Origin of the sequence: Phreatobacter sp. AB_2022a (assembly GCF_026847585.1) — a bacterium.
In the GTDB taxonomy this organism is placed as follows: domain Bacteria; phylum Pseudomonadota; class Alphaproteobacteria; order Rhizobiales; family Phreatobacteraceae; genus Phreatobacter.
In genome coordinates this window covers 31,806-54,983 of the sequence record NZ_JAPSET010000006.1, presented here as the reverse complement: position 1 = coordinate 54,983, position 23,178 = coordinate 31,806, and the positions used below count along the sequence as shown (strand labels likewise).

The 23,178-nt window shown below is 67.9% G+C and carries 20 protein-coding genes; 14 read left to right on the top strand and 6 right to left on the bottom strand.

What is annotated here, in order from left to right; all coding sequences use genetic code 11:
• The first annotated feature begins 240 nt into the window (after positions 1–240).
• Both OZ671_RS06200 and OZ671_RS06195 read left to right on the top strand, forming a co-directional pair.
• A complete protein-coding gene (locus OZ671_RS06200) occupies positions 241–1,464 on the top strand; it encodes a cytochrome P450 (protein ID WP_268859928.1) in 1,224 nt (407 codons plus the stop codon).
• Between the two features lie 91 nt (positions 1,465–1,555).
• The gene (locus OZ671_RS06195) at positions 1,556–2,809 is read left to right on the top strand and encodes an NAD(P)/FAD-dependent oxidoreductase (protein WP_442957057.1); all 1,254 of its coding nucleotides are present in this window, start codon (positions 1,556–1,558) and stop codon (positions 2,807–2,809) included.
• A 114-nt stretch (positions 2,810–2,923) separates the two neighbouring features.
• On the opposite strand, the gene OZ671_RS06190 is transcribed toward OZ671_RS06195, so the two are convergent.
• From OZ671_RS06190 to OZ671_RS06175, 4 genes are read right to left on the bottom strand one after another with little or no spacing between them, the layout of a single operon-like run.
• Positions 2,924–4,270 carry an FAD-dependent oxidoreductase gene (locus tag OZ671_RS06190; protein WP_268859926.1) on the bottom strand — a complete coding sequence of 449 codons (1,347 nt, stop codon included), beginning with the start codon at positions 4,268–4,270 and terminating at the stop codon, positions 2,924–2,926.
• Positions 4,263–5,408: an acyl-CoA dehydrogenase family protein gene (locus tag OZ671_RS06185; protein ID WP_268859925.1), complete on the bottom strand. Its 1,146-nt coding sequence runs from the start codon at positions 5,406–5,408 to the stop codon at positions 4,263–4,265. The genes OZ671_RS06190 and OZ671_RS06185 overlap by 8 nt, the downstream gene beginning before the upstream one ends.
• A 29-nt stretch (positions 5,409–5,437) precedes the next feature.
• Positions 5,438–7,009: a CoA-transferase gene (locus tag OZ671_RS06180; RefSeq protein ID WP_268859924.1), complete on the bottom strand. Its 1,572-nt coding sequence runs from the start codon at positions 7,007–7,009 to the stop codon at positions 5,438–5,440.
• Between the two features lie 8 nt (positions 7,010–7,017).
• Positions 7,018–7,818 (bottom strand): enoyl-CoA hydratase/isomerase family protein, encoded by an 801-nt coding sequence (locus OZ671_RS06175; RefSeq protein ID WP_268859923.1) that lies wholly within the window; start codon positions 7,816–7,818, stop codon positions 7,018–7,020.
• Positions 7,819–7,975: 157 nt separating this feature from the next.
• Here OZ671_RS06175 and OZ671_RS06170 point away from each other — a divergent pair, with 157 nt between their 5' ends.
• Entirely contained in the window at positions 7,976–8,677 is a 702-nt protein-coding gene (locus OZ671_RS06170) for a GntR family transcriptional regulator (protein WP_268859922.1), read from the top strand.
• Between the two features lie 51 nt (positions 8,678–8,728).
• Here the strand turns inward: OZ671_RS06170 and OZ671_RS06165 are convergent, their stop codons facing one another.
• A complete protein-coding gene (locus OZ671_RS06165; RefSeq protein WP_268859921.1) occupies positions 8,729–10,126 on the bottom strand; it encodes an MFS transporter in 1,398 nt (465 codons plus the stop codon).
• A 524-nt stretch (positions 10,127–10,650) separates the two neighbouring features.
• Between OZ671_RS06165 and OZ671_RS06160 the strand changes: the two genes are divergently transcribed.
• Positions 10,651–11,439, top strand: coding sequence for an IclR family transcriptional regulator (locus OZ671_RS06160; RefSeq protein ID WP_268859920.1), 789 nt, complete (start codon positions 10,651–10,653; stop codon positions 11,437–11,439).
• Between the two features lie 82 nt (positions 11,440–11,521).
• On the opposite strand, the gene OZ671_RS06155 is transcribed toward OZ671_RS06160, so the two are convergent.
• Positions 11,522–13,909 carry a penicillin acylase family protein gene (locus OZ671_RS06155; RefSeq protein WP_268859919.1) on the bottom strand — a complete coding sequence of 796 codons (2,388 nt, stop codon included), beginning with the start codon at positions 13,907–13,909 and terminating at the stop codon, positions 11,522–11,524.
• Positions 13,910–14,204: 295 nt separating this feature from the next.
• Here OZ671_RS06155 and OZ671_RS06150 point away from each other — a divergent pair, with 295 nt between their 5' ends.
• The 10 genes from OZ671_RS06150 (at position 14,205) to OZ671_RS06105 (ending at position 22,994) form a co-directional block, all read left to right on the top strand.
• On the top strand, positions 14,205–15,362 hold the full coding sequence (locus OZ671_RS06150) for an ABC transporter substrate-binding protein (RefSeq protein WP_268859918.1): 1,158 nt from the start codon (positions 14,205–14,207) through the stop codon (positions 15,360–15,362).
• A 76-nt stretch (positions 15,363–15,438) separates the two neighbouring features.
• Positions 15,439–16,320: a branched-chain amino acid ABC transporter permease gene (locus OZ671_RS06145; RefSeq protein ID WP_268859917.1), complete on the top strand. Its 882-nt coding sequence runs from the start codon at positions 15,439–15,441 to the stop codon at positions 16,318–16,320.
• Entirely contained in the window at positions 16,317–17,252 is a 936-nt protein-coding gene (locus tag OZ671_RS06140) for a branched-chain amino acid ABC transporter permease (RefSeq protein ID WP_268859916.1), read from the top strand. The genes OZ671_RS06145 and OZ671_RS06140 overlap by 4 nt, the downstream gene beginning before the upstream one ends.
• Before the next feature lie 3 nt (positions 17,253–17,255).
• Entirely contained in the window at positions 17,256–18,065 is an 810-nt protein-coding gene (locus OZ671_RS06135; protein WP_268859915.1) for an ABC transporter ATP-binding protein, read from the top strand.
• Complete coding sequence (locus tag OZ671_RS06130; protein WP_038314164.1) at positions 18,052–18,771, top strand: ABC transporter ATP-binding protein; 720 nt, start codon at positions 18,052–18,054, stop codon at positions 18,769–18,771. The genes OZ671_RS06135 and OZ671_RS06130 overlap by 14 nt, the downstream gene beginning before the upstream one ends.
• Positions 18,764–19,528: an SDR family NAD(P)-dependent oxidoreductase gene (locus tag OZ671_RS06125; protein WP_268859914.1), complete on the top strand. Its 765-nt coding sequence runs from the start codon at positions 18,764–18,766 to the stop codon at positions 19,526–19,528. The genes OZ671_RS06130 and OZ671_RS06125 overlap by 8 nt, the downstream gene beginning before the upstream one ends.
• Positions 19,521–20,282, top strand: coding sequence for an SDR family NAD(P)-dependent oxidoreductase (locus OZ671_RS06120; protein ID WP_268859913.1), 762 nt, complete (start codon positions 19,521–19,523; stop codon positions 20,280–20,282). The genes OZ671_RS06125 and OZ671_RS06120 overlap by 8 nt, the downstream gene beginning before the upstream one ends.
• Positions 20,283–20,312: 30 nt before the next feature.
• A complete protein-coding gene (locus OZ671_RS06115) occupies positions 20,313–21,140 on the top strand; it encodes a polysaccharide deacetylase family protein (RefSeq protein WP_268859912.1) in 828 nt (275 codons plus the stop codon).
• Between the two features lie 196 nt (positions 21,141–21,336).
• Positions 21,337–22,188 carry a tryptophan 2,3-dioxygenase gene (gene kynA / locus OZ671_RS06110; RefSeq protein WP_038314159.1) on the top strand — a complete coding sequence of 284 codons (852 nt, stop codon included), beginning with the start codon at positions 21,337–21,339 and terminating at the stop codon, positions 22,186–22,188.
• 47 nt (positions 22,189–22,235) lie between these two features.
• Entirely contained in the window at positions 22,236–22,994 is a 759-nt protein-coding gene (locus OZ671_RS06105; RefSeq protein ID WP_268859911.1) for an FCD domain-containing protein, read from the top strand.
• Positions 22,995–23,178: the final 184 nt, after the last annotated feature.

The following is a 23,178-nucleotide window of genomic DNA, read 5'->3' as shown; positions in this document are numbered from 1 at the left end:
TCCGTGACGGCGGCAAGGCGCGGCCGGCGCCGTTGATGGCGCTGACATGGCCTCCGGGCGTCTTCCCCGCGATCTGTTTTTCCGCCGTCCAGAACTGCGCGGACGCACAGGCCGCATGCTCCGTCCGTAGCGCGGCGAGAACCTGTTCGGTTCGAATTGACAGGCCGCAAGGCAGGTCGATACGATGATTGTCAATACAATATTATTGGCTAGCAATACGAAGATCGAGAGGGTGGCGGCATGACGGCAGAGGTCTTGGACGGGGCGGCCGGCCGGCCGGCGCCGGTCATCGACGTCGATCCTTTCGCGGATGAGACGCTGAACGAACCCTTCGCCATGCATCGTGCCGTGCGCGAGGCCGGGCCGGTGGCCTATCTCAGCCGCTACGACGTCCACGTCATGGGCCGCCATCGCGACATCATGCCGGTCCTGCGCGACTGGGAGACCTTCTCCTCCACCGGCGGCTCCGGCCTTGCCGACATCCGCAAGCCCGGCGCCTGGCGGCCTGGCAGCCCGATCGTCGAGGTCGATCCGCCCGATCACACGCGCGTGCGCACCGCGCTGCAGCGCATCCTGTCCCCGGCCCAGATCCGCGCCTGGCGGGAGAGCTTCGAGGCCGATGCCGACAGGCTGGTGGCTGAACTGGTCGAGCGCGGGTCCTTCTGCGGAGTCGACGATCTGGCCGAGACCTATGTCGCCAACACCTTCCCGGACGCGCTGGGCCTGCAGCGGTCGCCGGAGCGGCGGGCCAATCTGTTCCTGCTGGGCGAATTGAACTTCGACGGGCAGGGGCCGCGCAATCCGCGCTACGAGGCGACCCAGGCGCGTGCCGATCTGATCATGGATTGGCAGGACGAGATGATGAAGCGCGAGAGCATGCTGCCCGGCGGCTTCGGGGAAAAAGTCTTCAAGGCCGCCGATGCCGGCGAGATCGCCCCGGAGATCGCGCCGCTGCTCATCCGCTCCTTCCTGCGCGGCGGGCTCGATACGACCACCAGCAGCATTTCGGCCGCGCTCTGGTATCTCGCCCGCGATGCCAGGCAATGGGCGCTGCTGCACGAGGATCCGGCGCGGGCGCGCGTCGCCCTCGAAGAGGCGATGCGGCTCGAAACGCCGATCCAGAACGTCTGCCGGCAGACGACCCGCGACGTCGTGATCGATGGCACCAAGGTCGGCAACGACAGCAAGATCCTGATCATCCTGGCTTCGGCGAACCGCGACCCCGACTATTGGGACCGGCCAGACGACTATGATCTCACCCGCTCGACGCTCGGCCATCTCGCGCTCGGCACCGGCGTTCACATGTGCATCGGCCAGATGATCGCCCGCCTCGAAGGCGAGGCGGTGCTGAAGGCGATGGCGGCGCGGGTCGGCACCCTCACGCTGACCGGCGAGCCGACGCGGCGGCTGAACAACAATCTGCGCAGCCTGGCCACGCTGCCGCTCGCGGTGACGCCGGCCTGACGCCGAGCGAAGGGCAGGGCTGCGATGGTGGTCCTGGCTTTTTGCCGCGGCATTCCCCAATTGCCCCGGTGACGTTTTGAGCTTGACCGGAATGAAGGCCATGGATCGGGGCATCGTGATCGTCGGCGGCGGCCAGGCCGGCCTGCAATGTGCGCTGTCGCTGCGCGAGGAGGGCTATGATGGCCGCCTGACCCTGGTCGGGGCCGAGGCGAGCGTGCCGTATCAGCGTCCGCCGCTGTCCAAGGCCTTCCTGATCGGCGCGGTCGACGCCACCGGCCTGGAGCTGAGGCCGCGCGCCTTCCTGGAGGAGCGCGGCATCGCCTTCCTGCAGGGAGCGGAGGCGGCCGCCATCGACCGCGAGGCGCAGATCCTCGAGCTCGCCGACGGCCGGCGCCTGGCCTACGACCACCTGGTCCTGGCCACTGGCGCCCGCAACCGCCGGCTGGCCGTGCCGGGCGCGGACCATGTCGCCTATCTGCGCTCGATCGGGGATGCCCAGGCCCTGCAGGCCAGGCTCGCCGATGCGCGGGCGATCGTGGTGATCGGCGCCGGCTTCATCGGGCTCGAATTCGCGGCGGTTGCGGCCAAGCTCGGCCGGCACGTCCATGTCGTCGAGGCCGCCGCCCGGCCCATGGCGCGCGCCGTCAGCCAGGCCTGCTCGGACTATGTGCTCGGCCGCCACGAGGGCTGGGGCACCGCCTTTTCGTTCGGCGCGGCGGTCGCGGCGATCGAGCATGACGGCGGGCATGTCACGGGCGTGCGGCTCGCCGACGGCCGGTGCATCGAGGCCGATCTCGTGGTCGCCGGCATCGGGGTGCTGCCCAATGCCGAACTCGCGGCGGCGGCCGGTCTTGCCGTCGACAACGGCATTCTCGTCGACGAGCACCTCGTGACCGGCGATCCCGCCATCTCGGCGATCGGCGACTGCGCCGTCCATCCGAACGATTTCTGCGGCGGGCTGATCCGGCTGGAATCGGTGCAGAATGCCAGCGACCAGGGCCGTGCCGTGGCGGCCCGGCTCGTCGGCCGGCCGGCGCGCTACCAGGCCGTGCCCTGGTTCTGGTCGGACCAGGGCGACGTCAAGCTGCAGATGGCGGGCCTCACGGCGGGCCACGACCACGTGGTGCTGCAGGGCGCCGTGGCGGAGGGACGGTTCTCCGCCTTCTGTTTCAAGGACGGCCGCTTCCTGGGCGTGGAATCGATCAACCGTCCGGCGGACAACATGCTGGCGCGGCGCGTCCTGGCAGCCTCCCGCGCGCTCAGCCTCGCCGATTTCGAGGCCTGCGGCTTCGACCTGAAGACGCTCGCCGGGGCGAGCCCGCGCGAGGGGCGCAGCCGCGTCTGAGCGAGGGCGCCGCAATATGCGATGCCTTCTGCGGGATGAGGCGGGGCGCGCGAAGAAAACGCCTCGAGACAGCTGCCTTGTGTCTTTCTCCGCTTTCATGAAACGGCGAAGACCTTAGAGCTGCGCCCCGTCGGCGTTCAGCACCATGCGGATATCGGCCCCGGCCAGCTTGCGCGGGCTGATATTGTCGCGCAGGGCGAGTGCCGCCGCGTGGCCAATGGCGTGGCCGTAGGAGAAGCACTGCGCCGTGACGCGAGCCGAGGCGACGGCTTCGTGCTCGGCGGAGAGGCAGCGGCCCGCGACGAGCAGGTTTTCGCCCATGGCGGGCACGAAGCAGCCGTACGGCACCTCATAATAGTCGTCGAGGATCCATTCGACCTTCGGTTTCTCGCCGGCGTGCAGCTCGATCGGCCAAGGCGAACGGGCGATCCCGTCCGCCGATTTGCGCGCAGCCAGAACATCGGCGTTCATCAGCCGCGCGACGCCCTCCGCCTGGCGGGTCTGGCGGACGCCGACCTGGACGCCGGTATCGTTCACGAAAGCGTCCTCGCAGCCGGTCAGGTGCTCCCGGAAGAAGCGGGCATAGTCGCGCGCCTGCAGACGGCCCCGGATTTCCGCCTCGGTGAAATCCTGGTGGAAGAGCGGGTTCAGTTCCCGGCCGTCCGCGCCGACGATCCGGGTGCAGTTGCACATCAGCTCGCCGGGCCGCGTCGTCGTGAAGAGCCAGATCTTGGCGCGCGGCAGGGCGTAGCGGCCGCTGGCATTGGCCTCCCGGATCAGGGCGCTGACCCGGTCGGGCATGATGGTGTCGTGGCCGTAGGCAGCAAGGAAGCGGGCCGTGTCGACATTGAGCAGACGGAAGATCATGGTCGGGTTCTGCACCCGTCCCTGGTCGCCGACGAAGGAGGAAAGGCCTGCCATCGCGACGACATCGGCGTCGCCGCTGGCATCCACCACGACGCGGGCGCGGATGTCGATCAGCCCCTGCTTGGTCCAGACGGTCAGTCCCTCGACCGCTTCTCCGCCCTCCATCAGCACGCCGATTGCCGTGGCGTGGTAGATGATCCGAACGCCGCTGTCGGCGAGGAAACCATCGGCGGTCTCGCGCCAGATCAGCGGGTCGTGCACACGCGTGTAGGTCTTGCCGTAAGCAACGGCGGCCGTGAGCCCGCCGCTCGCCTCCAGGCGTCGGCAGAACTCGTCGGCGAAGCCGAACACCACCTGTTCGGGCCGGTTGTCCCGCCGGTCGCTGGCCATATAGAGGCCGCAGACGGTTCCGGAGAGCCCTGCCACGGCGCCGCCGCCGGCAAAGCCGTAGCGTTCCACCAGTGTCACGTCCAGACCCTGGCGCGCCGCGGTCGTCGCCGCCGCGACGCCGGCCGCTCCGGCGCCGATGACCAGCACGTCGGTATCGATGCGTAGGCGGTCCCGCCGGTCCACGGTCATGATCTCCTCAGGCATCGGTCAGCTCCCGTGCGATGACGAGGCGCTGGACCTCGCTGGTGCCTTCGACGATCTGCAGCACCTTGGCTTCGCCCAGCAGGCTCGACACATCATAGTCCTCGTAGACGCCATAGCCGCCATGCACCTGCACGGCGATGTCGGCGGCTTCGCCCGCCAGTTCGCTGGCGAAGAGCTTGGCCATGGAGGTCTCGGTCCGGAAGGCGCGTCCGGAATCGGAGAGAATGGCGGAATGCCGGATCATCAGCTCGGCGGCGTGGATCTTGGTGAGAATGTCGGCGAGCGGAAAGGCAAGGCCCTGATGGGCGAAGATCGCCCGGCCTCCCACCTTGCGGCCATTGCCATAGGCCTTGGCGAGGTCCATCGCCTTGCGAGCGAGGCCGAGCCCGGTCGCAGCCACCAGGATGCGGCCGATGCTCAGTGTGGTCAGGATCTGCTTCAGGCCCTCGCCGCGCTCGCCCACCAACTGAGCCTTCGGGACGCGGCAATTGTCGAAGAACAGCTCGACCGAATCGGCGATGCGCCAGCCGATCTTCCGTCCGGCCTTGCCGACGCTGAAGCCGGGTGTCCCCACCGGCACGATGAAGGTCGAGAGACCCTTCGGTCCTTTGTCGGGATCGGTGACGGCGATCACCGTCGACAGCCCGTGCAGCGGCGTGCCGGCATTGGTGGAAAAGATCTTCGAGCCGTTCAGCACGAAATGATCGCCGTCCTCCATCGCGCGCAGCTTGATGCTGGCGACGTCGGATCCTCCGCTCGGCTCAGTGACGCCGAAGGAGGCGATGGTTTCGCCGGCGCAGAGTGGCGCGAGCCAACGCCGTTTCTGTTCATCCGAGGCGTAACGCGCAATGACGGTCATCGGCGCGCTGTTGCACAGATAGATGGCGGCAAAGCTCGGTTCGACCCGCGCGAGCACCTCCGCGACGATCGCGGCGCCGCGCGTGCCAAGGCCCGCGCCGCCGGCCTCCGGCGGATAGGCCGTGCCCATGAAGCCGAGGCCGAGGAATTCGCGCACGAGCTCTGTCGGGAAGCGGTGCCGGTCGGCATAGTCCTTGATCGCGGGCCGCAGCCTGTTCTCGGCAAAGGCCTCGACGGCGTTCTTCAGAAGGGTTTCGTCTTCGGTGAGGTCCAGCAGCATCTCGTCTCTTCCCTTGCGATGGCTTGGCGTCAGCGGAACAGGTCCGGGTCCATGAGCCGGAGCCGGTCCGAGACGGCGATGGGGAATTCCACCTGGCCGCGGATGTCGCGTTCGAGGTCGACACCGTCGGCGATCTCGGTGAGCGTCATTCCGTCGGCCGTGCAGGTGAAGACGGCCCGCTCGGTGATGACCATGGCCTCCTGGCCGCGTTCCGCGACACCCCTGCCGACCGGATAGGTCACCTGGTCGGCGTGGCGCACGAACTTGCGGATGCGGCCCTCCTCGGCGATTGCCAGTCTGCCGTTGCCCGGCTGTGCCTTCAGGCCGCCGGCGGTGAAGGTGCCGACGAAGACCAGGCGGCGGGCATTGCTGGCAATGTCGATGAACCCGCCGGAGCCCGGCGAGAAGCCCGCGAACTTGCTGACGTTGAGATTCCCCTCGGCGTCGAGCTGCGCGAAGGACAGGGCGGCGAACGGGCAGTTGCCGCCATTGATGAAATCGAACTGGTAGGGGCCGTCGATCAGGGCTTCGGGAAAGAGGTTGGCGGAAAACTGCCAGCCGCTCATGACGATGCCGCCGAAGACGCCGTGCTCGGTCGTGTGCCGGTGGCGATGGATGCCGCCATCGGCGAACTGGCCTTGCTCGGCCAGGATGAGCGGGATGCTGGTCGCAAGGCCAAACCCGAAAATGGAAACGTCGCCCTCCCGGACCTCTTTCGCCGCCCGGCGCGCGATCACCCGATCGATGCCGGGCGGCACCACGTCGAGGTTGCGCGGATCGAGCGTGCCGCCGAGATAGCGCGCGTCGAAGACGACATCGGTGTTCATCATGGCGGTTGGATCGACGACGACCTGATCGACCAGGGCGCCCGGGATATGCATCTGCTCCGCCGGCCGGCTGGCGACCGGGATGATCTCCTTGACCTGGGCGATGACGCGTCCCCCGCAGGCCTTGGTCGCGAGCGCCAGGGCGAGGCTGGACGAATGCAGCGGCTCGTCGGTCAGGGAGAGGTTGCCGAGCTCATCGGCGGCGCTCGCCCGGAGCAGGGCGACATCCAGCGGAAAGCGCGGGTAGAACAGATACTCCTCGCCACCGAAGGTGCGGACCTCGACGATGTCGTCTTGCGTCCGCGCGTTCAGGCGTCCACCGTCGAGGCGCGGGTCGATGAAGGTGCCGAGGCCGACCTTGGTCAGATAGCCGGGGCCACGCCGGGCCACCTCGCGCAGCCAATGCATCGTCGCGCCGATCGGCCAGGCATAGGCCTCGATCGCGTTCTCGTTGATCAGCCGCATCATCTCGGCCTTGCGGCCGGTACGGGGATCGAGCGGATTGATGTAGTGCCCGGAGATCACGCGTTTGATCAGGCCTTCGCGCGCGACGTAGTCCATCCCTTTGATGTCCAGGGCGTCGCCGACGCCGACCGGGAAGAAGAAGCTGAGACCGCGCGGGCCGCGCCCGGCAGCGAAGCGGTCGCCTATGCCCTTCAGCAGCGCGTTCGGTACGAGCCAGCCGTTGACGCCGACGCTTGCGACCATGTCGCCGTCGCGGATGGTGGCAATGGCGTCGGCGAGAGGGGTCACCTTGGAGGTGGAGCGGGACATCGGAGGCCTCATGCGACCGCTGCCGAACCGAATTTCGCGAAAGTCCGCCGCGCTTCCGTGCTGCGGCAGTTCTCCACGAACAGCCTGTTGGCTTCGTAATCCATCGTTTCTGCGTCCTTCAGGACATAGCTGGAGAAGAAGCGCTTGGTGGCCGCGACAGCAGGCGCGGGCAGGGCGGCGATCTGCGCGGCGATGCGCAGCGCCTCGGCTTCGGCGTCGCCGTCATCGCAGACGTGATCGACGAGGCCAGCCTCGCGTGCCTGTTCGCCGGTCATCGGCGCGACGCACCAGCACAGCGTGCGCGCATGCACAGGGCCGACCCGGGCGATAAGCGCCTTCAGTCCCCACGGGGTGAGCCAGCCGAGCGGCACTTCCGGCAGGCTCCATTTCGACGTGCGGCCGGCGACCACATAGTCGCAGCAGGCCGCGAGGGTGAAGCCGCCGCCAATGGCGAAGCCCTCGACGGCGGCAATGATGGGTTTCGACAGGAAGGCCATGAGACGGCCGAGATCGCCGCATTCCTGCTCGAAGCGGCTCATGGCCTCGAGCGCCAGGGCGCTGATGAATTTCAGATCGCTTCCCGCGCAGAAGCCTGGCGCCGCGCCGCGCAGGAGCACGGCACGGACCGCGTCGTCGCCGTCGAGCGACAGGAGAGCGGCCCGGCACTGCTCCACCAGCGCACGGTCCATCGCATTGCGGCTGAGAGGCCGGTGCAATGTCACCACGGCGACGGCGCCGGTCCGCTCGATCGTCACCGCCTCGGCGGCTGCCGGAGTGTCTTTTGGCGCCGCCCGATCATCCTCGGCCATGCTGTGTCTCTCCTGCCCGATGGGAGCGTCGAGCGCTCCTGTTAGCAACAATGATGTATCAGTAGTATACTACAAGTGTCCGGTCAATCGGCCGCTATGATCGGCGGCGATGGCGGGCGACTTTCGGGCGCGTGCGCCATGTTGAAGGGAGACCGGCATGCGCAAATCCGCGGCGCGGGACGCCAAATCGAAGTTTCCGCAGCCGGAGGAATCCATGGCTGCCAAGGCGCACCGGCTATTGGAGGAAATGATCGTCACGCTCGAACTGCCGCCCGGAAGCCGCTGGTCGGAGGATGCGCTGGCCGATCACATCGGCCTTGGCCGTACGCCGGTGCGCGAGGCGGTCAAGCGCCTGCAGAGCGATACGCTGATCAAGGTGCTGCCGCGGCACGGCCTGATGGTGGCCGAGATCGATCTCCCCCAGCAATTGCTGGTCATCGACATCCGCAAGGAGCTGGAAGTCTTCGTCTCGGTCCGCGCCGCACGGCGCGCCACGAAGAGCCAGCGCGAGATGCTCGTGACCATGGCCGCCGCCATGGAGGCTGCCGGACGAAGCGATGTGATCGTCTATCTGCGCCAGCTCTACCACATCAACCGCTTCATCGCCGGCATGGCCGGCAATCCTTTTGCGGAGAAGGCGATCTCGCCGCTGCACGCCTTGTCGCGCCGCTTCTATTTCAACTATCACAGCGACCTGATGAACCTTGCCGAAGTCGGCGAACTGCATGCGCGCCGGGCGAAGGCGGTCGCCGACGCGGACGAGGAGGCGGCGCGGCGAACTTGCCTGGAGCTCATGGCGGTGATCGAGGACTATACGCGGGCGATTTTCACGCGGAGCCTCGGGGTCGGCGCCGTCTGACGCGGCCCAGAAGGCGGCCGGGCGCGCCCGCGCCAGGCCGCCGGCCGCCCGTCAGCGGGAGATCTCCTCGAGCGCGCGCCCGCGCGTCTCGATGCCCATGATCCAGATCGCCAGGGCCGAGATGACGAAACAGACGGCACCGGCGATGAAGACGCCGCTTTGTCCGATCACGGGAAGGGCAAAGCCGATTCCAGCCGGGCCGATGATCGAGCCGAGACGACCGAGAGAGGAGGCTGCGCCAGCCCCGGTCGCCCGGGCTCGTGTCGGATAGAGCTCCGGAGTGTAGGCGTAGACCACGCACCACATGCCGAAGAAGAAGAACTGCATGACGGCGCCGGCCGCCACCACCTGCTCGACCGGCAGCCGCAAGGCGGCGCATTGGCCGTAGGCGTAGGCACTGACCGCGCAGCAGCACAGCATGGTGACAGCCGCTTTCTTGCGGCCGACCGCCTCCAGGAACCAGGCGGCGAACATGAAGCCGGGAATGCCTGCGGCCGACATCAGCACCGTGTAAAGGATCGACTTCGAGACGTCGTAGCCGGATTCCTGCAGGAGGGCGCCGAGCCAGGACGTCAGGCCATAATAGCCGATCATTGTGAAGAACCAGACGATCCAGATCATCAGCGTGCGGTGGCCATAGGGCCGATGCCACAGCTCCGCGATCGAATCCCAGAAGCGGGTTCGGGCCGCCGGCGCGCCCGTGACGCTCAGCGCGCGAGCGCCGGTTTTGACGGGAGGCAGAACGCCCTCGGCCAGGCGGCCGCGTACCTTCTCCTCGATCTGGCCGAGGACCGCGCCGGCCTTGTCGTGGTGGCCCTGTGCCTCCAGCCAGCGCGGCGACTCGGGAACCCAGCGCCGGATCGCCAGCAGGAACACCGAAGGGACGGCCAGGATGATGAAGATGCCCCGCCAGTTCACCAGCGGAAGCATCAGATAGATCAGGATGCCGGCGCAGACATAGCCGACTGGCAGGAAACCTTCGAGGATGGCGGTGTATTTGCCGCGCTTGGCCGCGGGAATGAATTCCGAGACCATGGCGAGGGCGACCGGAAGCTCCATGCCCATGCCGACGCCCAGGATTACGCGATAGACGAACAGGTCGCTGTAGCCCTGTGACAGCCCGCACAGGAGGCTGCCGACGCCCCAGACGATCATGCTGACCTGGAACACCGGCTTGCGGCCGAAACGGTCCGCTGCGAGGCCGGCGATCGAGGCGCCGAAGAACATCCCGATGAAGCTTGCGCTGGCCGCTAGCCCGGCCTGCGCCGTCGTCAGCCCGAGATCGGCGCGGATCGAGCCGAGCATGAAGGTCATGGCGGCGAGATCCATCGAATCGAACAGCCAGGCCGTCGCGATGATCAGGAAAATGCCGCGCTGATAGCCGGTCATCGGCAGTCTTTCGAGGCGCGCGGCGGCATCGGGCATTGCCGGTTCCACGGTCATGTTCATGAGCGGTTTCCTCCCCAGGAATTTGGACGATCCGGCCGCCGGCTCGCACCAGGCGCGAGCGGCCGGCCTTCGGCCATTCGTGTGATAATAATATTCTTGTAATATATTACAAGTGTTTCTCTGCCGGCGCTAGTGGTCGGCTCTCGCCGATGGCGCGTCGAGGTGGCGAGACGGCATCCGTGACGGAGCAGTGCCCAACCGCCCCCTGCCTCCAAGACTTCGCCCGGCTCGACGGTCGGCTTGTCTGCGCCGAATGCGCGTGATGGGGGACGGCTCGGCGGTCGCGCGCGGCGCGTGCGCGGCGCGGGGCTGCCGGATCAGCAATGAATCCGACTTTGAATCGCACTTTGGATCATCGAACATCCCGACGATCACACGATCCGCCACTATTACGGGGCGATGGTATTGATATTCAATACGATCGTGTTGATTTTGACATGAAGCTTCGACATACTTGCCGGCTCACGAAAGCGCGTGGCCGGAGCGCCCCGCGCCACGACAAGCATCGGGACGAGAAACGCCGCATGAGCAAGAACGGGCGCCTACCGCCGGTCGACGAACGGTTGTTTCTCCAGTCCGTCGCGCGTGCGCTCGACGTCCTGGAGGCCTATGCCAAGAGCCCGCGACCGAAATCGCTCGGCGAGATCGCGGCGAGCGCCGGCGTCAACAAGAGCGCGGCCCAGCGCATCGGCCAGACCCTGCTCAGCCGCGGCTATCTGGAGCGCTCCGATGACGGCGGGCTGACGCTCGGCCGCCTGTTTCTCGACCGCTCCTTCGACTATCTTCGGTCCAACCCGCTGATCGAGCGGGCGACCCCGATCCTGATGGAGCTGCGCAAGCTCGCGGGAGAGCGCATCGATCTCAGCCTGTTCGACAGCAAGTTCGACGACCTGTCGGTCGTCTATGCCATCCGCCTGCAGAGCAAGCGCGAGACCTTCTACGCGACGCTGGCCGGCCGGCGCATCCCGACCTTCCTGTCATCGGGCGGGCGCGCCTGTCTCGCCCTTCTGCCGGACGAACAGGTTCAGGACATTCTCGACCGGTCCAACCGCCGGCCGATGACCCCGAAGAGCCTGACCGAGATCTCCGACATCTGGACCAAGATCCGCGAGATCCGTCTGGAGGGCTATTCCTATGCGGTGGAGGAGGCCCTGATCGGCGAGATCGTGCTGGCGGCGGCCGTCCGCAACCATGCGGGCTACCCGATCGGAGCGGTGCACATTGCCGGCTCCCTGAGCGAATGGACAGTCGACGATTTCCGCAAGCGTTTTGCGCCGCTGGCCATCGAGGCGGCCCGCGCGCTCAGCTCCTGAGCCGGCAACGCTCTGCCGCCCGGCGCGGACCTGCCGCGGCAGGCGCGCCGCAGGTCGCCGCGGCGTGCCCGTCGCGACGGGCTCAGGCGCCCGGCGCCGGCACCAGGCGGATGCGCTGTTCGGCCGCTCCGTCCACCGCCTCGCGGGAATAGAGGAAGGGCACGTATTCGCCCTTGGCCCACTGCACCGACAGGTCGCGGTAGTGCGGCGAGCGCGGATCGCCGGACTGGCCCGGCGCATTGATGCAATAGCTCGCGTCCCAGTTGCCGACATCGAGGACGAAGCGCACGGAGGCGCCGACCACCACGCGGAAATCCTGCGGCCGGTAGGCGGCATGCATGACGGTGGAGGCGCTGCCGCCCTTGGCGAGCGGGCCGACATTGAGCCTGGCGGCATCGTCGGGACCGGCGATTGCGCTCAACGGGTGGTCGAACTGGCCGTGATGCAGCCGGCCCCACTGCCAGGCGGCCGGATCCGGCCCGAGCAGGCTCAGCGCCTCGCGCCAGGCACCGGCGAGGGTCCGGGCGATCAGCGCGTCACGGCCGGCCGCGGGATTCGGCCCGAAGGCTTCGCCCGGGCGCTCGAGCACCTGCAGCAGCCCTTCGACGTCGAGCGGCTGCATCAGCGGCTGCAGCCGCTGATCCGGCACGAACAGGGCGAGCAGGGCCGGCTTCAGGTGCCGGGTGAACCAGAGTTCCGACAGCGCACCGGCGGCCGACCCGGCATCGAGCTTCTCGTCCCAGCTGAGCAGCATGGCGCGCGCGGCCGCCAACTCGGCATCGGCGCCCGGCGCGATCGCCTCGACCAGCACGCGCAGGCGCCGCGCCGGCACCGAGGTGACGTCGGTCTGCAGGGCCATCGAGGTCGCGACCGAATGCTTTTCGCCGGCCGGCCGATGGCCGAGCGCTTCCGCGATCCGCACCGCCCGGCTGTTCTCGAGCCATTCGTAGCCGATGCGGACCTTTTCGTGGTCCCAAGTCGCGGGCACATTGGCCTCGTTCGCCGACGCCACGAAGCCGGCCGGCGGATTGACGAGGCACGGCATTTCGTCGAGATCGATGAAGCCGTCCCATTCGAACCGGCCATCGCCCGGCACCGGGGTCAGGCCGTCCCAGTTGCGCCGCACCGGGGTCATGCCGAAGGGCAGCCAGGCGATCGCGCCCTTGACGTCGGCATAGACGTGGTTGAGCGAGGGCGTCGCGAAACGGCGGATGGCGTCACGGAATTCGGGCAGCGTTTTCGCCCGCATCGAGGAGAGGCCGCCGAGATAGGCGGCCGCGCCCGGCTCGAACCAGACCGAGCGGATGGCGAAGGCGATGCGCTTGTCGGGGTCGGCCGACACCACCGGCCCGTGCCGCGTGAAGCGCAGGCGGCGCACCTGGTCCGGCGCGCCTTTGACCGCGAAGCGCTCCTCGACCACCGTCATCGACATCCAGTCGCCCTTGTAGCGATAGCGGTCGGGATTGCCGGGCTCCGTCTCGTAGACATAGACGTCTTCCTGGTCCGAGCCGAAGATCGTCTGGGTGAAGGCGATCGTGCCGTTGTGGCCCATGGAAATGCCCGGCACCGCCGGTTCGCCGGCGCCGATCACGTCGAGGCCGGGCGCGCTCAGGTGAACGAGGTAGCGCAGCGAAGGAACGGCATGCGCGCGGTGCGGATCGCCGGCCATGACCGGCCGTCCGGTCGCGGTGAGGTCGGGGCCGATCGCCCAGTTGTTCGAGCCGGTCCAGGTGCTGTCGGCGATCACTTCGGCAAGCGCATTGACCTTGGTCCACTTGCCGGCTTCCTCGAGGCGGCAGGCGAGGCGTTCGGGCGAGAAGGTCACGCCGGCGGTCGCCAGCTTGAACAGGTCGAGAATCTCGACCGGGATCGCCGCGAGGTCGACATCGCCGGCATTGCCGGGCACCACGGCGGGCTCGAGATTTTTGCGCAGGAGATCGGTCTCATGGCCATAGGCCGAGACGATGCTGGCGCGCAGCACCTCCGACAGGGCGTTGCGTGTCAGCGCATGGCTGCGGATGCGCACGACGTCTTCCGGCTGCCAGCGGTCGGGGCGCGTACCGGCAAGGCCGAACTCGACCGGCAGGCGCTCCGGCTCGCGCTCGGTCAGGGCCACATAGGCGTTGATGCCGGCGACGAAGGAGCGGACGATCGCCTGCGCGTCCGGGGCGTAGCTTGGCCATTCCCTGGCCATGTCGCCGCGAAACAGGAAGGCGCGGGAGGCTTCGTCCTGGGCGAGGTAGCCGGGGCCGAAATCGCGGGCGAGCAGGCCGAGGCCGCGCTTGCGCCAGAGGTCGATCTGCCACAGCCGGTCACGCGCCGCATTGAAGCCTTGCGCGAAGAAGAGATCTGCCTGATTGCCGGCCCGGATATGCGGAATGCCCCAGCGATCGACGATGATCTCGGCCCGTTCTGACAGGCCTTCGATGGCGATGGTCTCGTCGGCTGGACGAGAAGACAGCTCGGACATGTCGATTTCCCAAGGAAAAAGCGTGGGCTGCGAGGCGGGACCGCGCATGCGGAGCGCGGCGCGGACTTTCGATCGTATCGCAAAACAATACGATCGATTTGATTGGAGATATGAATGTCCGAGATCGGCAGCAGGCGCAAGGGCCATGCGAATGCCGCTCGAGGGTGCTGCATGTGCGAATAGTTTGTGCGATGCAGCAAGAAAAAGAGGTTTGACAGGGTCGGGGGCGCGTAGCAGTTTATCGATATAACCGTATCGCTAAACAATATATACAAACCAAACGGGGCCAAGGATCATGGCGTCACTGTCTCGCCGTCACATGCTCACCATTCTGGGCGCGAGCGTTGCCGCGCCGGCCATCGTCCGGGCGCAGGAGACCGGCCCGCTCAAGATCGGCGGCATGCTGCCGCTGTCGGGCCCGGCCAGCATCGAGGGGCACCAGATCATCCGCGGCCTGCAGTTCGCGGTCGAGGAGGTCAATGCCAAGGGCGGCGTCTTCGGGCGCAAGCTCGAGCTTGTCATGGAGGATGACGAGAGCAACTCGACCAAGGGCGTCACCGCCGTGCGCAAGCTGATCGAGCGCGAGAAGGTGCCCTTCATCATCGGCACCTATGCCAGCGCCGTCGCGGTGGCAGGATCCAAGATCGCGCGCGAATACAAGGTGCCGATGCTGTCGGGCGGCTCGACCGCCGCGAGCGCGACGGACGAGAACCCGCCCGGCGATCCCTGGTTCTTCCGGTCCTGGCCCGACAGCAACGGGCAGGGCGAGAGCACGGCCCAGGACATCATCCGCGTCCTGAAGAAGACCAAGATCGCGATCATCCACGACAATACCAATTACGGCCTGACGCTGGCCGAGCAGGTGACCCGCGTCGCCGCGGCCGAGGGCGGCACGATCGTGTCGAAGGACAGCTACAATGCCGGCGAGCAGGACTTTTCCTCCATGCTCACCAAGCTGCGCACGCAGCGGCCCGAGGCGGTCTATATCGGCGGCTGGGCCGGCGACGGCGCCAATATCGTGCGCCAGGCGGCCGAGGTCGGCCTGCGCACCCAGTTCATCGGTTCGGGCTCCATGCTGTCGGACGACTTCATCCGGCTCGCCGGTCCCGCATCCGAGGGCTTCGCGGTCGCGACCATGTTCGAGAGCTCGACGCCCAATCCGGTCGGCCGGGCCTTCGGCGACCGTTTCCGCGAGAAATACAAGGCCGAGGCCAACACCTTCAACGCGCTCGGTTTCGATTCCACCTCGATCGCCATCGAGGCGATGCGCCGGGTCGGCAAGGCCGACGGCGCCGAAATCCAGAAGATGATGAAGTCCGGCATGAAGGACTTCCCGCTGGTCCAGGGCCCCGCCGGCACCACCGCCGCCTTCAACGACAAGGGCAGCGTCGATTTCCGCTGCTTCCTGGCCATCGTGCGCAACGGCCGACGTTCGCTTTCGCCGGTCGGCTGACGTCTCAGCCCGCCGATCCTCAAACGGGGCAGGGCGCCTCCCGCGGCTGCGGCGGGGCGCCCGAAGGACCTGACACGTGTTCGATTTCGATCTTTTCCTGCAATATCTGGCCAATGGCGTGGTCATCGGCAGCACCTATGTGCTGGTCGCCGTCGGCCTGACGCTGATCTTCGGCATTCTCGGCGTCGTCAATTTCGCCCATGGCGAATTCTACATGCTCGGCGCCTATGCCGGCATCACCGCCGTGACGCTGTTCGGCATGCCCGTCTGGGCCGCGATCGGCATCGTGCTGGTCTTTTCCGCGGCGCTCGGCCTCGGTGCCGAGGCAATCCTGCACAAGCCGCTAAAGAGCCATGACGCGACGAGTTCGATCATCTCGTCCTTCGGCCTTGCGGTCGCGCTGCAGAACGCGGCCATGCTCACCCTCGGGCCGCAGCCGCAGCTGCTGCGCACCAATCTCTCGACCATTCCGGTGGAGATCGGCCCGGTCTTCCTGCCGCTGCAGCGTGCGCTCATCCCGATCGCCATGGTCGTGCTGATCACCGCGCTCTATCTGGTGCTGCGCTATACCTGGACCGGCCGCAGCCTGCGCGCCATGGCCCAGCATGCGACCGTCGCGCGGCTGTGCGGCGTGCGCGTCGGCCGCGTCGCGGTCGTCACCTTCATGGTCGGCGCCGCTCTCGCCGGCGTCGCCGGCCTGCTGATGTCATCGGTCTTCCTGGTCCATCCGCTGGTCGGCAACATGATTGCGCTCAAGGCCTTCACCGTCGTCATCCTCGGCGGCATGGGCAATGTCGCGGGCGCGGCGGTCGCCGGCCTGCTCCTGGGCGTCGCGGAATCCTTCACCTCCGCCTATCTCGCCAACAGCATGCGCGACATCATCGGTTTCGTGATGGTCATCGCGGTCCTGCTGTTCCGTCCCCAGGGCCTGTTCGGCAAGGCGGTGGACCGGTCATGAGGAACCTTGCTCTCGCTCTCGCCGCGATCGTGCTGCTCGCGCTCGCGCCGTTCGGGCTCGGCGGTTATGAGGTCAACGTCCTCATGATCATCCTGTTCTACGTGATCCTCGCCGTCGGCCTCGATCTCGTCTCCGGCTATTGCGGCCAGTTCTCCTTCGCCCAGGGCGCCTTCTATGGCATCGGCGCCTATACCACCGCCATCATGTCGCGGGACCTTGGCACCAGCTTCTGGGTCAATCTGCCGGCGGGTATCGCGGTTGCCGGCCTGTTCGGCCTGATCCTCGGCGTGCCCGCGCTGCGCCTCAAGGGCCACTTCCTCGCCATCGTGACGATCGCCTTCCAGACCATCGTCTATCTCACCATCTCGCAATGGACCTCGTTCACCGGCGGCCAGACCGGCCTGGCCGTGCCGCCGGTCGGCCCGGTCAGCCTGTTCGGCGTCACGCTGTTCGAGATCGGCAGCCTGCGCTCCTATTACTGGCTGACGCTCGGCGTCGCCGTTGTCGCGCTCGCCATCGCCTGGCGCTTTCTGAAGTCCCGTCTCGGGCGCGAATGGATCGCCATCCGTGACGATGAGACGCTGGCGGCCGCCGTCGGCCTCGACACGACCAGGGGCAAGCTCACCGCCTTCGTCGCCTCGGCCGCGCTTGCGGGTGCTGCCGGCGTCGTCACCGCCCATGCCCTGCGCGGCGTGACGCCCGACGACTTCACCATCTGGATTTCCGCCACCGTGGTCGCGATGATGGTGGTGGGCGGCAAGGGCACCTTCATCGGGCCGATCCTCGGCGCCGTCCTGCTCACCGCCATGCCGGAATTCCTCGGCCGTTTCGCCGAGTACAAGATGTTCATCTTCGGCGTGCTGCTGGTGGTGACCGTCACCTTGCTCCCCGAGGGCATTGTCGGCCGCATCCGCCGCCTGAGGGAGGGCTGAGCCGTGGCCGAGACAGCCCAAGCAAAGCCGACGCCGATCCTCGAGGCGCGCGGCATCACCAAGCGCTTCGGCGGCGTCGTCGCCGTCAGCAATGTCGACATGACCGTCGGCAAGGGCGAGATCGTCGGCCTGATCGGGCCCAACGGGTCCGGCAAGTCGACCATGGTCAACCTGGTCACCGGCGAGCTCCGGCCCGATGCCGGCTCCTTCGCCTTCAACGGCGCGGCGATCACCTCCGAGCCGTCCTACCGGCGCGCCCGCCTCGGCATGGCCCGCTCGTTCCAGTTGCTGCGCCTGTTCCATTCGCTGAGCGTGGAGGACAACCTCCTGCTCGCCCATCACATCCGGATGAAGACCGGCCTCTTCGACACCGTGCTGAAACGGCGCGCGGCCGTCGAGGAGGAGGAGGCGGTGCGCGCCCGCGCCCGCAGCATGCTGGCCTGGTTCGACCTCGAGCCCTTCGCCTCGCGGCCGGTCTCGGCGCTCTCGATCGGCCAGCAGCGCATGGTCGAGCTCGCCCGGGGCATGATGAGCGAGCCGAGCCTGTTCGTCCTCGACGAGCCGGCGGCGGGCCTGTCGCCGCCCAATGTCGACCGGCTGATCGCCCTGATCCGCCGCATGCGCGACGAGTTCGGCATGAGCATCCTTCTGGTCGAGCACGTGATGCGGGTCGTCCGCGACCTCTGCGACAGCGTGGTGGTGCTCGATTCCGGCGTGAAGATCGCCGAGGGCCTGCCCGAGACCGTGGTCAACGATCCGGTCGTCGTCGAAGCCTATATCGGATCGGGATGGAAGCGCCGTGCTCAGGCTTGAGAACATCGTCGCGGGTTACGGCCGTACCCGCATTCTGCACGGCGTCAGCCTGCACGTGCCCAAGGGCGGCCTCGTCGCATTGCTCGGTGGCAACGGCACCGGCAAGTCGACGACGCTGAAATCCATTGCGGGCCTCGTCAAGGTCCAGGAGGGCCGCATCCTGCTCGATGGCCGCGACATCGATCCGGTGCCGGCCGAGGAGCGCTCGGCCCTCGGCCTGTCGCTGGTGCCGCAGGGCAAGGAGGTCTTCGCCGGCATGAGCGTCGAGGAGAACCTCCTGATGGGGGCCTATCACCGGCGCCGGCAGCGGCGGGAGATCGCCGAGGATCTCGAGGCGGTCTATGTCCGTTTCAAGCGGCTGCGCGAGCGGCGCAAGGTCAATGCCGGCATGCTTTCCGGCGGCGAGCGGCAGATGCTGTCGATCGGCCGGTCGCTGATGGCGCGCCCCACGATGCTGCTGCTCGACGAACCGTCGGCGGCCCTGGCGCCGAAGGTGGTCGAGGAGATCGCCGAGGCGATCCTGGGCCTTCGGGAGCTTGGCCTCACGCTTCTCCTGGTCGAGCAGAATGTCGGCATGGCGCTCGACATCGCCGACCACATCTACGTCATCCGCGGCGGCCGCATCGCCTATGAGCGGGCGGTGGGCGAGGGCGTCGCCATGGCCGAGCTGCAGGAATTCTACCTCGGAGGCAAGGACCATGAGTGATCGCTTCGCCGGCCGCGTCGCCTGCGTCACCGGAGCGGCCGGCGGCCTCGGCCGGGCGACAGCCGCCATGCTCGCCCGCGAGGGCGCCCGTCTCATCCTGTTCGATCGCGACGCCGAAGGCCTCGCCGAGACCGCCGCCCTCTGCCCGGGCGCGGTCACGGTCGCCGGCGACGCGGCTTCGGCAGCCGATGTCGCCCGCGCCGCGGCGACCGCCCGCGCCGAGCTCGGCCCGGTCGAGCTGCTCGCCGTGGCCGCCGGCATCGTCGGCCCGGCGCGCATCGCCATCGACGTCGAGGAGGCCGATTTCGACCGGGTCTTCGCGGTCAATGTCAAAGGCAGCTGGCTCGCGGCCAAATATTTCATCCCGCATATGCGCGAGATCGGCCGTGGCGCGGTGGTGCTGTTCTCGTCCACCGCCGGGCTCGTCGGCTCGCCGCGGCTTTCGGTCTATTCGGCCTCGAAGGGCGCGGTGACGCTGCTTACCCGCAGCCTTGCCCGCAACCACGCGGCCGAGAACATCCGCGTCAACTGCGTCTGCCCGGGCACCATCGACACGGCCATGGCCTATGCCTCCATCTCCCAGGCGGGCGATGCCGCGGCCCAGGCCGAAGCCGAGGCCTTCCAGAAGGCCCAGCATCCGATGAACCGCTTCGGCACGGCCGACGAGGTCGCCGCCGCTGTCGCCTATCTGCTGAGCGATGCCGCCGGCTTCACCACCGGCGTCGCTCTGCCCGTCGATGGAGGCCGCGTTGCCTGACAGGACCCGCTTCGCCGGCAAGGCTGCCATCGTCACCGGCGCGGCGCGCGGCATCGGCGCCGCCACCGCCCGCCGTCTCGCCGCCGACGGCGCCGACGTTCTCCTGGTCGACGTCATCGACGAGGTCGAAGCCACGGCCGCGGCGATCGGCGCGCGGGCGCTGGTCCTCGACATCACCGCGCGCGATGCCGGCGCGCGCATGGCGGCCGCGGCGCTCGAGGCCTTCGGCCGCATCGACATCCTCGTCAACAATGCCGGCATCGGCGGTTCGCGGCGGCTCGCCGATTCCGACGATCCGCTGATCGACCGGATCATCGACACCAATCTCAACGCCATGCTGCGGGTGACGCGGGCGATCGTGCCGCACCTGCCGCGGCCGGGCGGGCGGATCGTCAACGTCTCCTCGATCTTCGGCCTCGTCGGCTATCCCGGCACCACGGCCTATGCGGTGGCGAAGGCCGGCGTCGCCCATTTCACCCGCCAGCTCGCCGGCGAGCTGGCGCCCGAGGGCATTCTCGTCAATGCCGTCGCGCCCGGGGTCGTCGAGACGCCGATGACCGCCGCGCGGCTCAAGGACCCGCACTATATCCGCCTGCAGGTGCAGCCGACGCCGGTCGGCCGCGTCGGCACGCCGGAGGAGCAGGCGGCCGTCATCGCCTTTCTTGCCTCCGACGACGCGTCCTTCGTGGCCGGCGCCGTCATTCCCGTCGACGGCGGCTACACGGCGGCGCGCCACACGCCGCCCGAATCCTGATGATCTGATCATTTCGGGGAGGAGTTTTCGATGCACGACATGAGCGTGACCTGGCCGAACGGCGCCCGCTGCGCGGTGATGCTGACCTTCGATTTCGACGCCGAGACGCTGTGGACCTCGCGCGATCCCGAAAATGCCAACCGGCCGGGCGTGCTGAGCCAGGGCCGCTACGGCGCCAAGGTGGGCGTGCCGAAGATTCTCGACACGCTGGAGGAGGAAGGCCTCAAGGGCACGTTCTTCGTGCCGGGCTGGACCGCCGAGAATCACACCGACCGCGTCGAGATGATCCTGAAGGGCGGTCACGAGGTCGGCCATCACAGCTATTCGCATCGCTGGGTGAGCGACGATCCTGCCGCCGAGGTCGAGGAGATCGAGAAGGGCCTCGAAGCTCTGAAGCGCACCGTCGGCGTCGTGCCGAAGGGCTATCGCTCGCCGGCCGGCGAGGTCAGCAGCGGCCTGTTCAAGCTCCTGCAGAAGCACAATTTTCTCTACAATTCCTCGCTGATGGACGACATCAATCCCTATCGCCACGTGCTGCCTGACGGCTCCAGGGGGCCGGTCGAGCTGCCCTGGCACTGGAGCCTCGACGATGCGCCCTATGCCCTGTTCTCGGTGAAGAACCCGCGGCCGATCTTCACCAACGAGCACATGCTCCAGGTGTTCAAGGAGGAGTTCCGCGAGATCTACCGCTGGGGCGGGCTGTTCGACATCATCTTCCACCCGCAGATCGTCGGCCGGCCGAGCCGCATCGCGCTGCTGCGCGAGCTCATCGCCTTCATCCGCACCTTCCCGGGCGTCTGGTTCGCCACCGGCACCGAGGTCGCCGAGGCCTGGGTTGCGCAATACGAGGCGTCCTGACGCTTAAGGGGCCGGCGCCGCGCTCCTCTGGCGCCGGTTCCGACGGCCGCGACGGTTTCGCTGGCGGGCGAGGCGGTCGCGGCCGTTTTGCTTTCCAGGACCGGACCGGCTTGGACTGTTCAAATTTATAAATTAGCATCGACGCCATAAATCCCGCGTGCCGCCGGTGGTGCGCCGTCGAAGGGGAGAGCGATCGGTGAGCACGCGGCAGAAGCACGACCCGAAGGCGGACGGTCTGAAGGGCGCCCATCTCGATTTCGCCCATGAGATGGGATACGGCGACTATCTGGAGCTCGACACGCTGCTCTCGGCGCAGAACCTGCGCTCGGACAAGCATGACGAGATGCTGTTCATCATCCAGCATCAGACGAGCGAATTGTGGATCCGCCTGCTGCTCCACGAACTGACGGCTGCGCGCGACTGCATCCGGCGTGACGAGCTCGATCCCTCGTTCAAGATGCTCGCCCGCGTCTCGCGCGTGATGGACCAGCTCGTCTCGGCCTGGACCGTGCTGTCGACGCTCACCCCCAGCGAATATACCGAGTTCCGCGGCGTGCTCGGCCGCTCCTCGGGCTTCCAGTCGCATCAGTACCGCGTGCTGGAATTCCTGCTCGGCAACAAGAACCCGGTCCTCGCCCGGCCGCATGCCCATCACCCCGTCCGCAATGCCGAGGTCATGGCCGCGCTCGAGGCGCCCTCGATCTATGACGAAAGCCTCAGGCTCGTCGCGCGCCGGGGTTTTGCCATCGACGCCGCCGTGACCGGGCGCGACTGGCGCGAGCCCTACCGGGCCAATGCCTCGGTGCTCGAGGCCTGGCGCCAGATCTATGCCGCGCCCAAGGCCCATTGGGACCTCTATCAGCTCGCCGAAAAGCTGGTCGATATCGAGGACAGTTTCCGTCAGTGGCGCTACCGGCACGTCACCACGGTGCAGCGCATCATCGGCTTCAAGCAGGGCACTGGCGGCACCAGCGGCGTCGGCTACCTGCAGAGCGTGCTCCAGCTCGAGCTGTTTCCCGAGCTCTGGCAGGTCAGGACCTATCTGTGACGACCGCGATGGCCGGCCCATCGAGGGCGCGGGGCGCGAAGCGCACCGTGGAACGGACGGGCGATCCGGGCATCGGCACGCTTGCCGAACTCGCCTATCTCAGGCTGAGGCGCGACATTCTCGGCGGGATGCTCGCTCCAGGCGCGCCGCTGCGCCCGGCCGAGCTCGGCCGGCGCTATGCGCTCGGGCTCAGCCCGCTGCGCGAGGCGCTGATGCGCCTCGGCGTCGAGGGGCTGGTGACGGCCGAAGGCCAGAAGGGCTTCAAGGTCGCGGCGGCGAGCCGGGCCGAGCTCAAGGACCTGTTCATCGCCCGGCGCCACATGGAGACCCTCTGCCTCGGCGAGGCCATCGCCCATGGCGATGCCGCCTGGGAGGCGGCGATCGTCGCAAGCTTCCATCTCCTGGCCCTCACGCCACTGCCGCGCCATGGCGGCGAGCCGGAGGCGGTCGATCTCTGGGAGGCGAGGCACAAGGCTTTCCACGACAGCCTCGTGGCGGCCTGTCCTTCCGCCTGGCTGCGCCAGTTCCACCGGCAGACCTTCGACCTTGGCGAGCGTTACCGGCGCCTCAGGATGTTTCGCGGCGCCGCGGCGGTCCCCGCCCCCGAGGCGGTGGCGGCCGAGCACCGGGCGATCATGGATGCCGCGCTGGCCCGCGACGCCGAGACAGCCTGCCGGCTGATGGCCGACCATGTGACGCGCACCGAACAGGCGGCCGAGGGGCTCTGGGCCGAGCCGGAAGCGCCCGGCGGCGTGGTCCTGGTCGCGGCCGTGCCGGCGAGGCCGCGCCGCGCGACCGGCGCCTGATCCGGTCGTGATGGCCTGCCCGGGCGGCCGGGATCGGCTCGGTCCGATGCCGCACGGTGCGCCGGTCGATCACGAACGCCGTGCCGCGGCCAGAGGACGGCCGTTGTTGTCTCCGGGGCGCTCAATTCCTCGCTTGCGCAAATGCAAGGCGACCGGTCGCGGCCGGGAAGCTATGGAGAAGGCG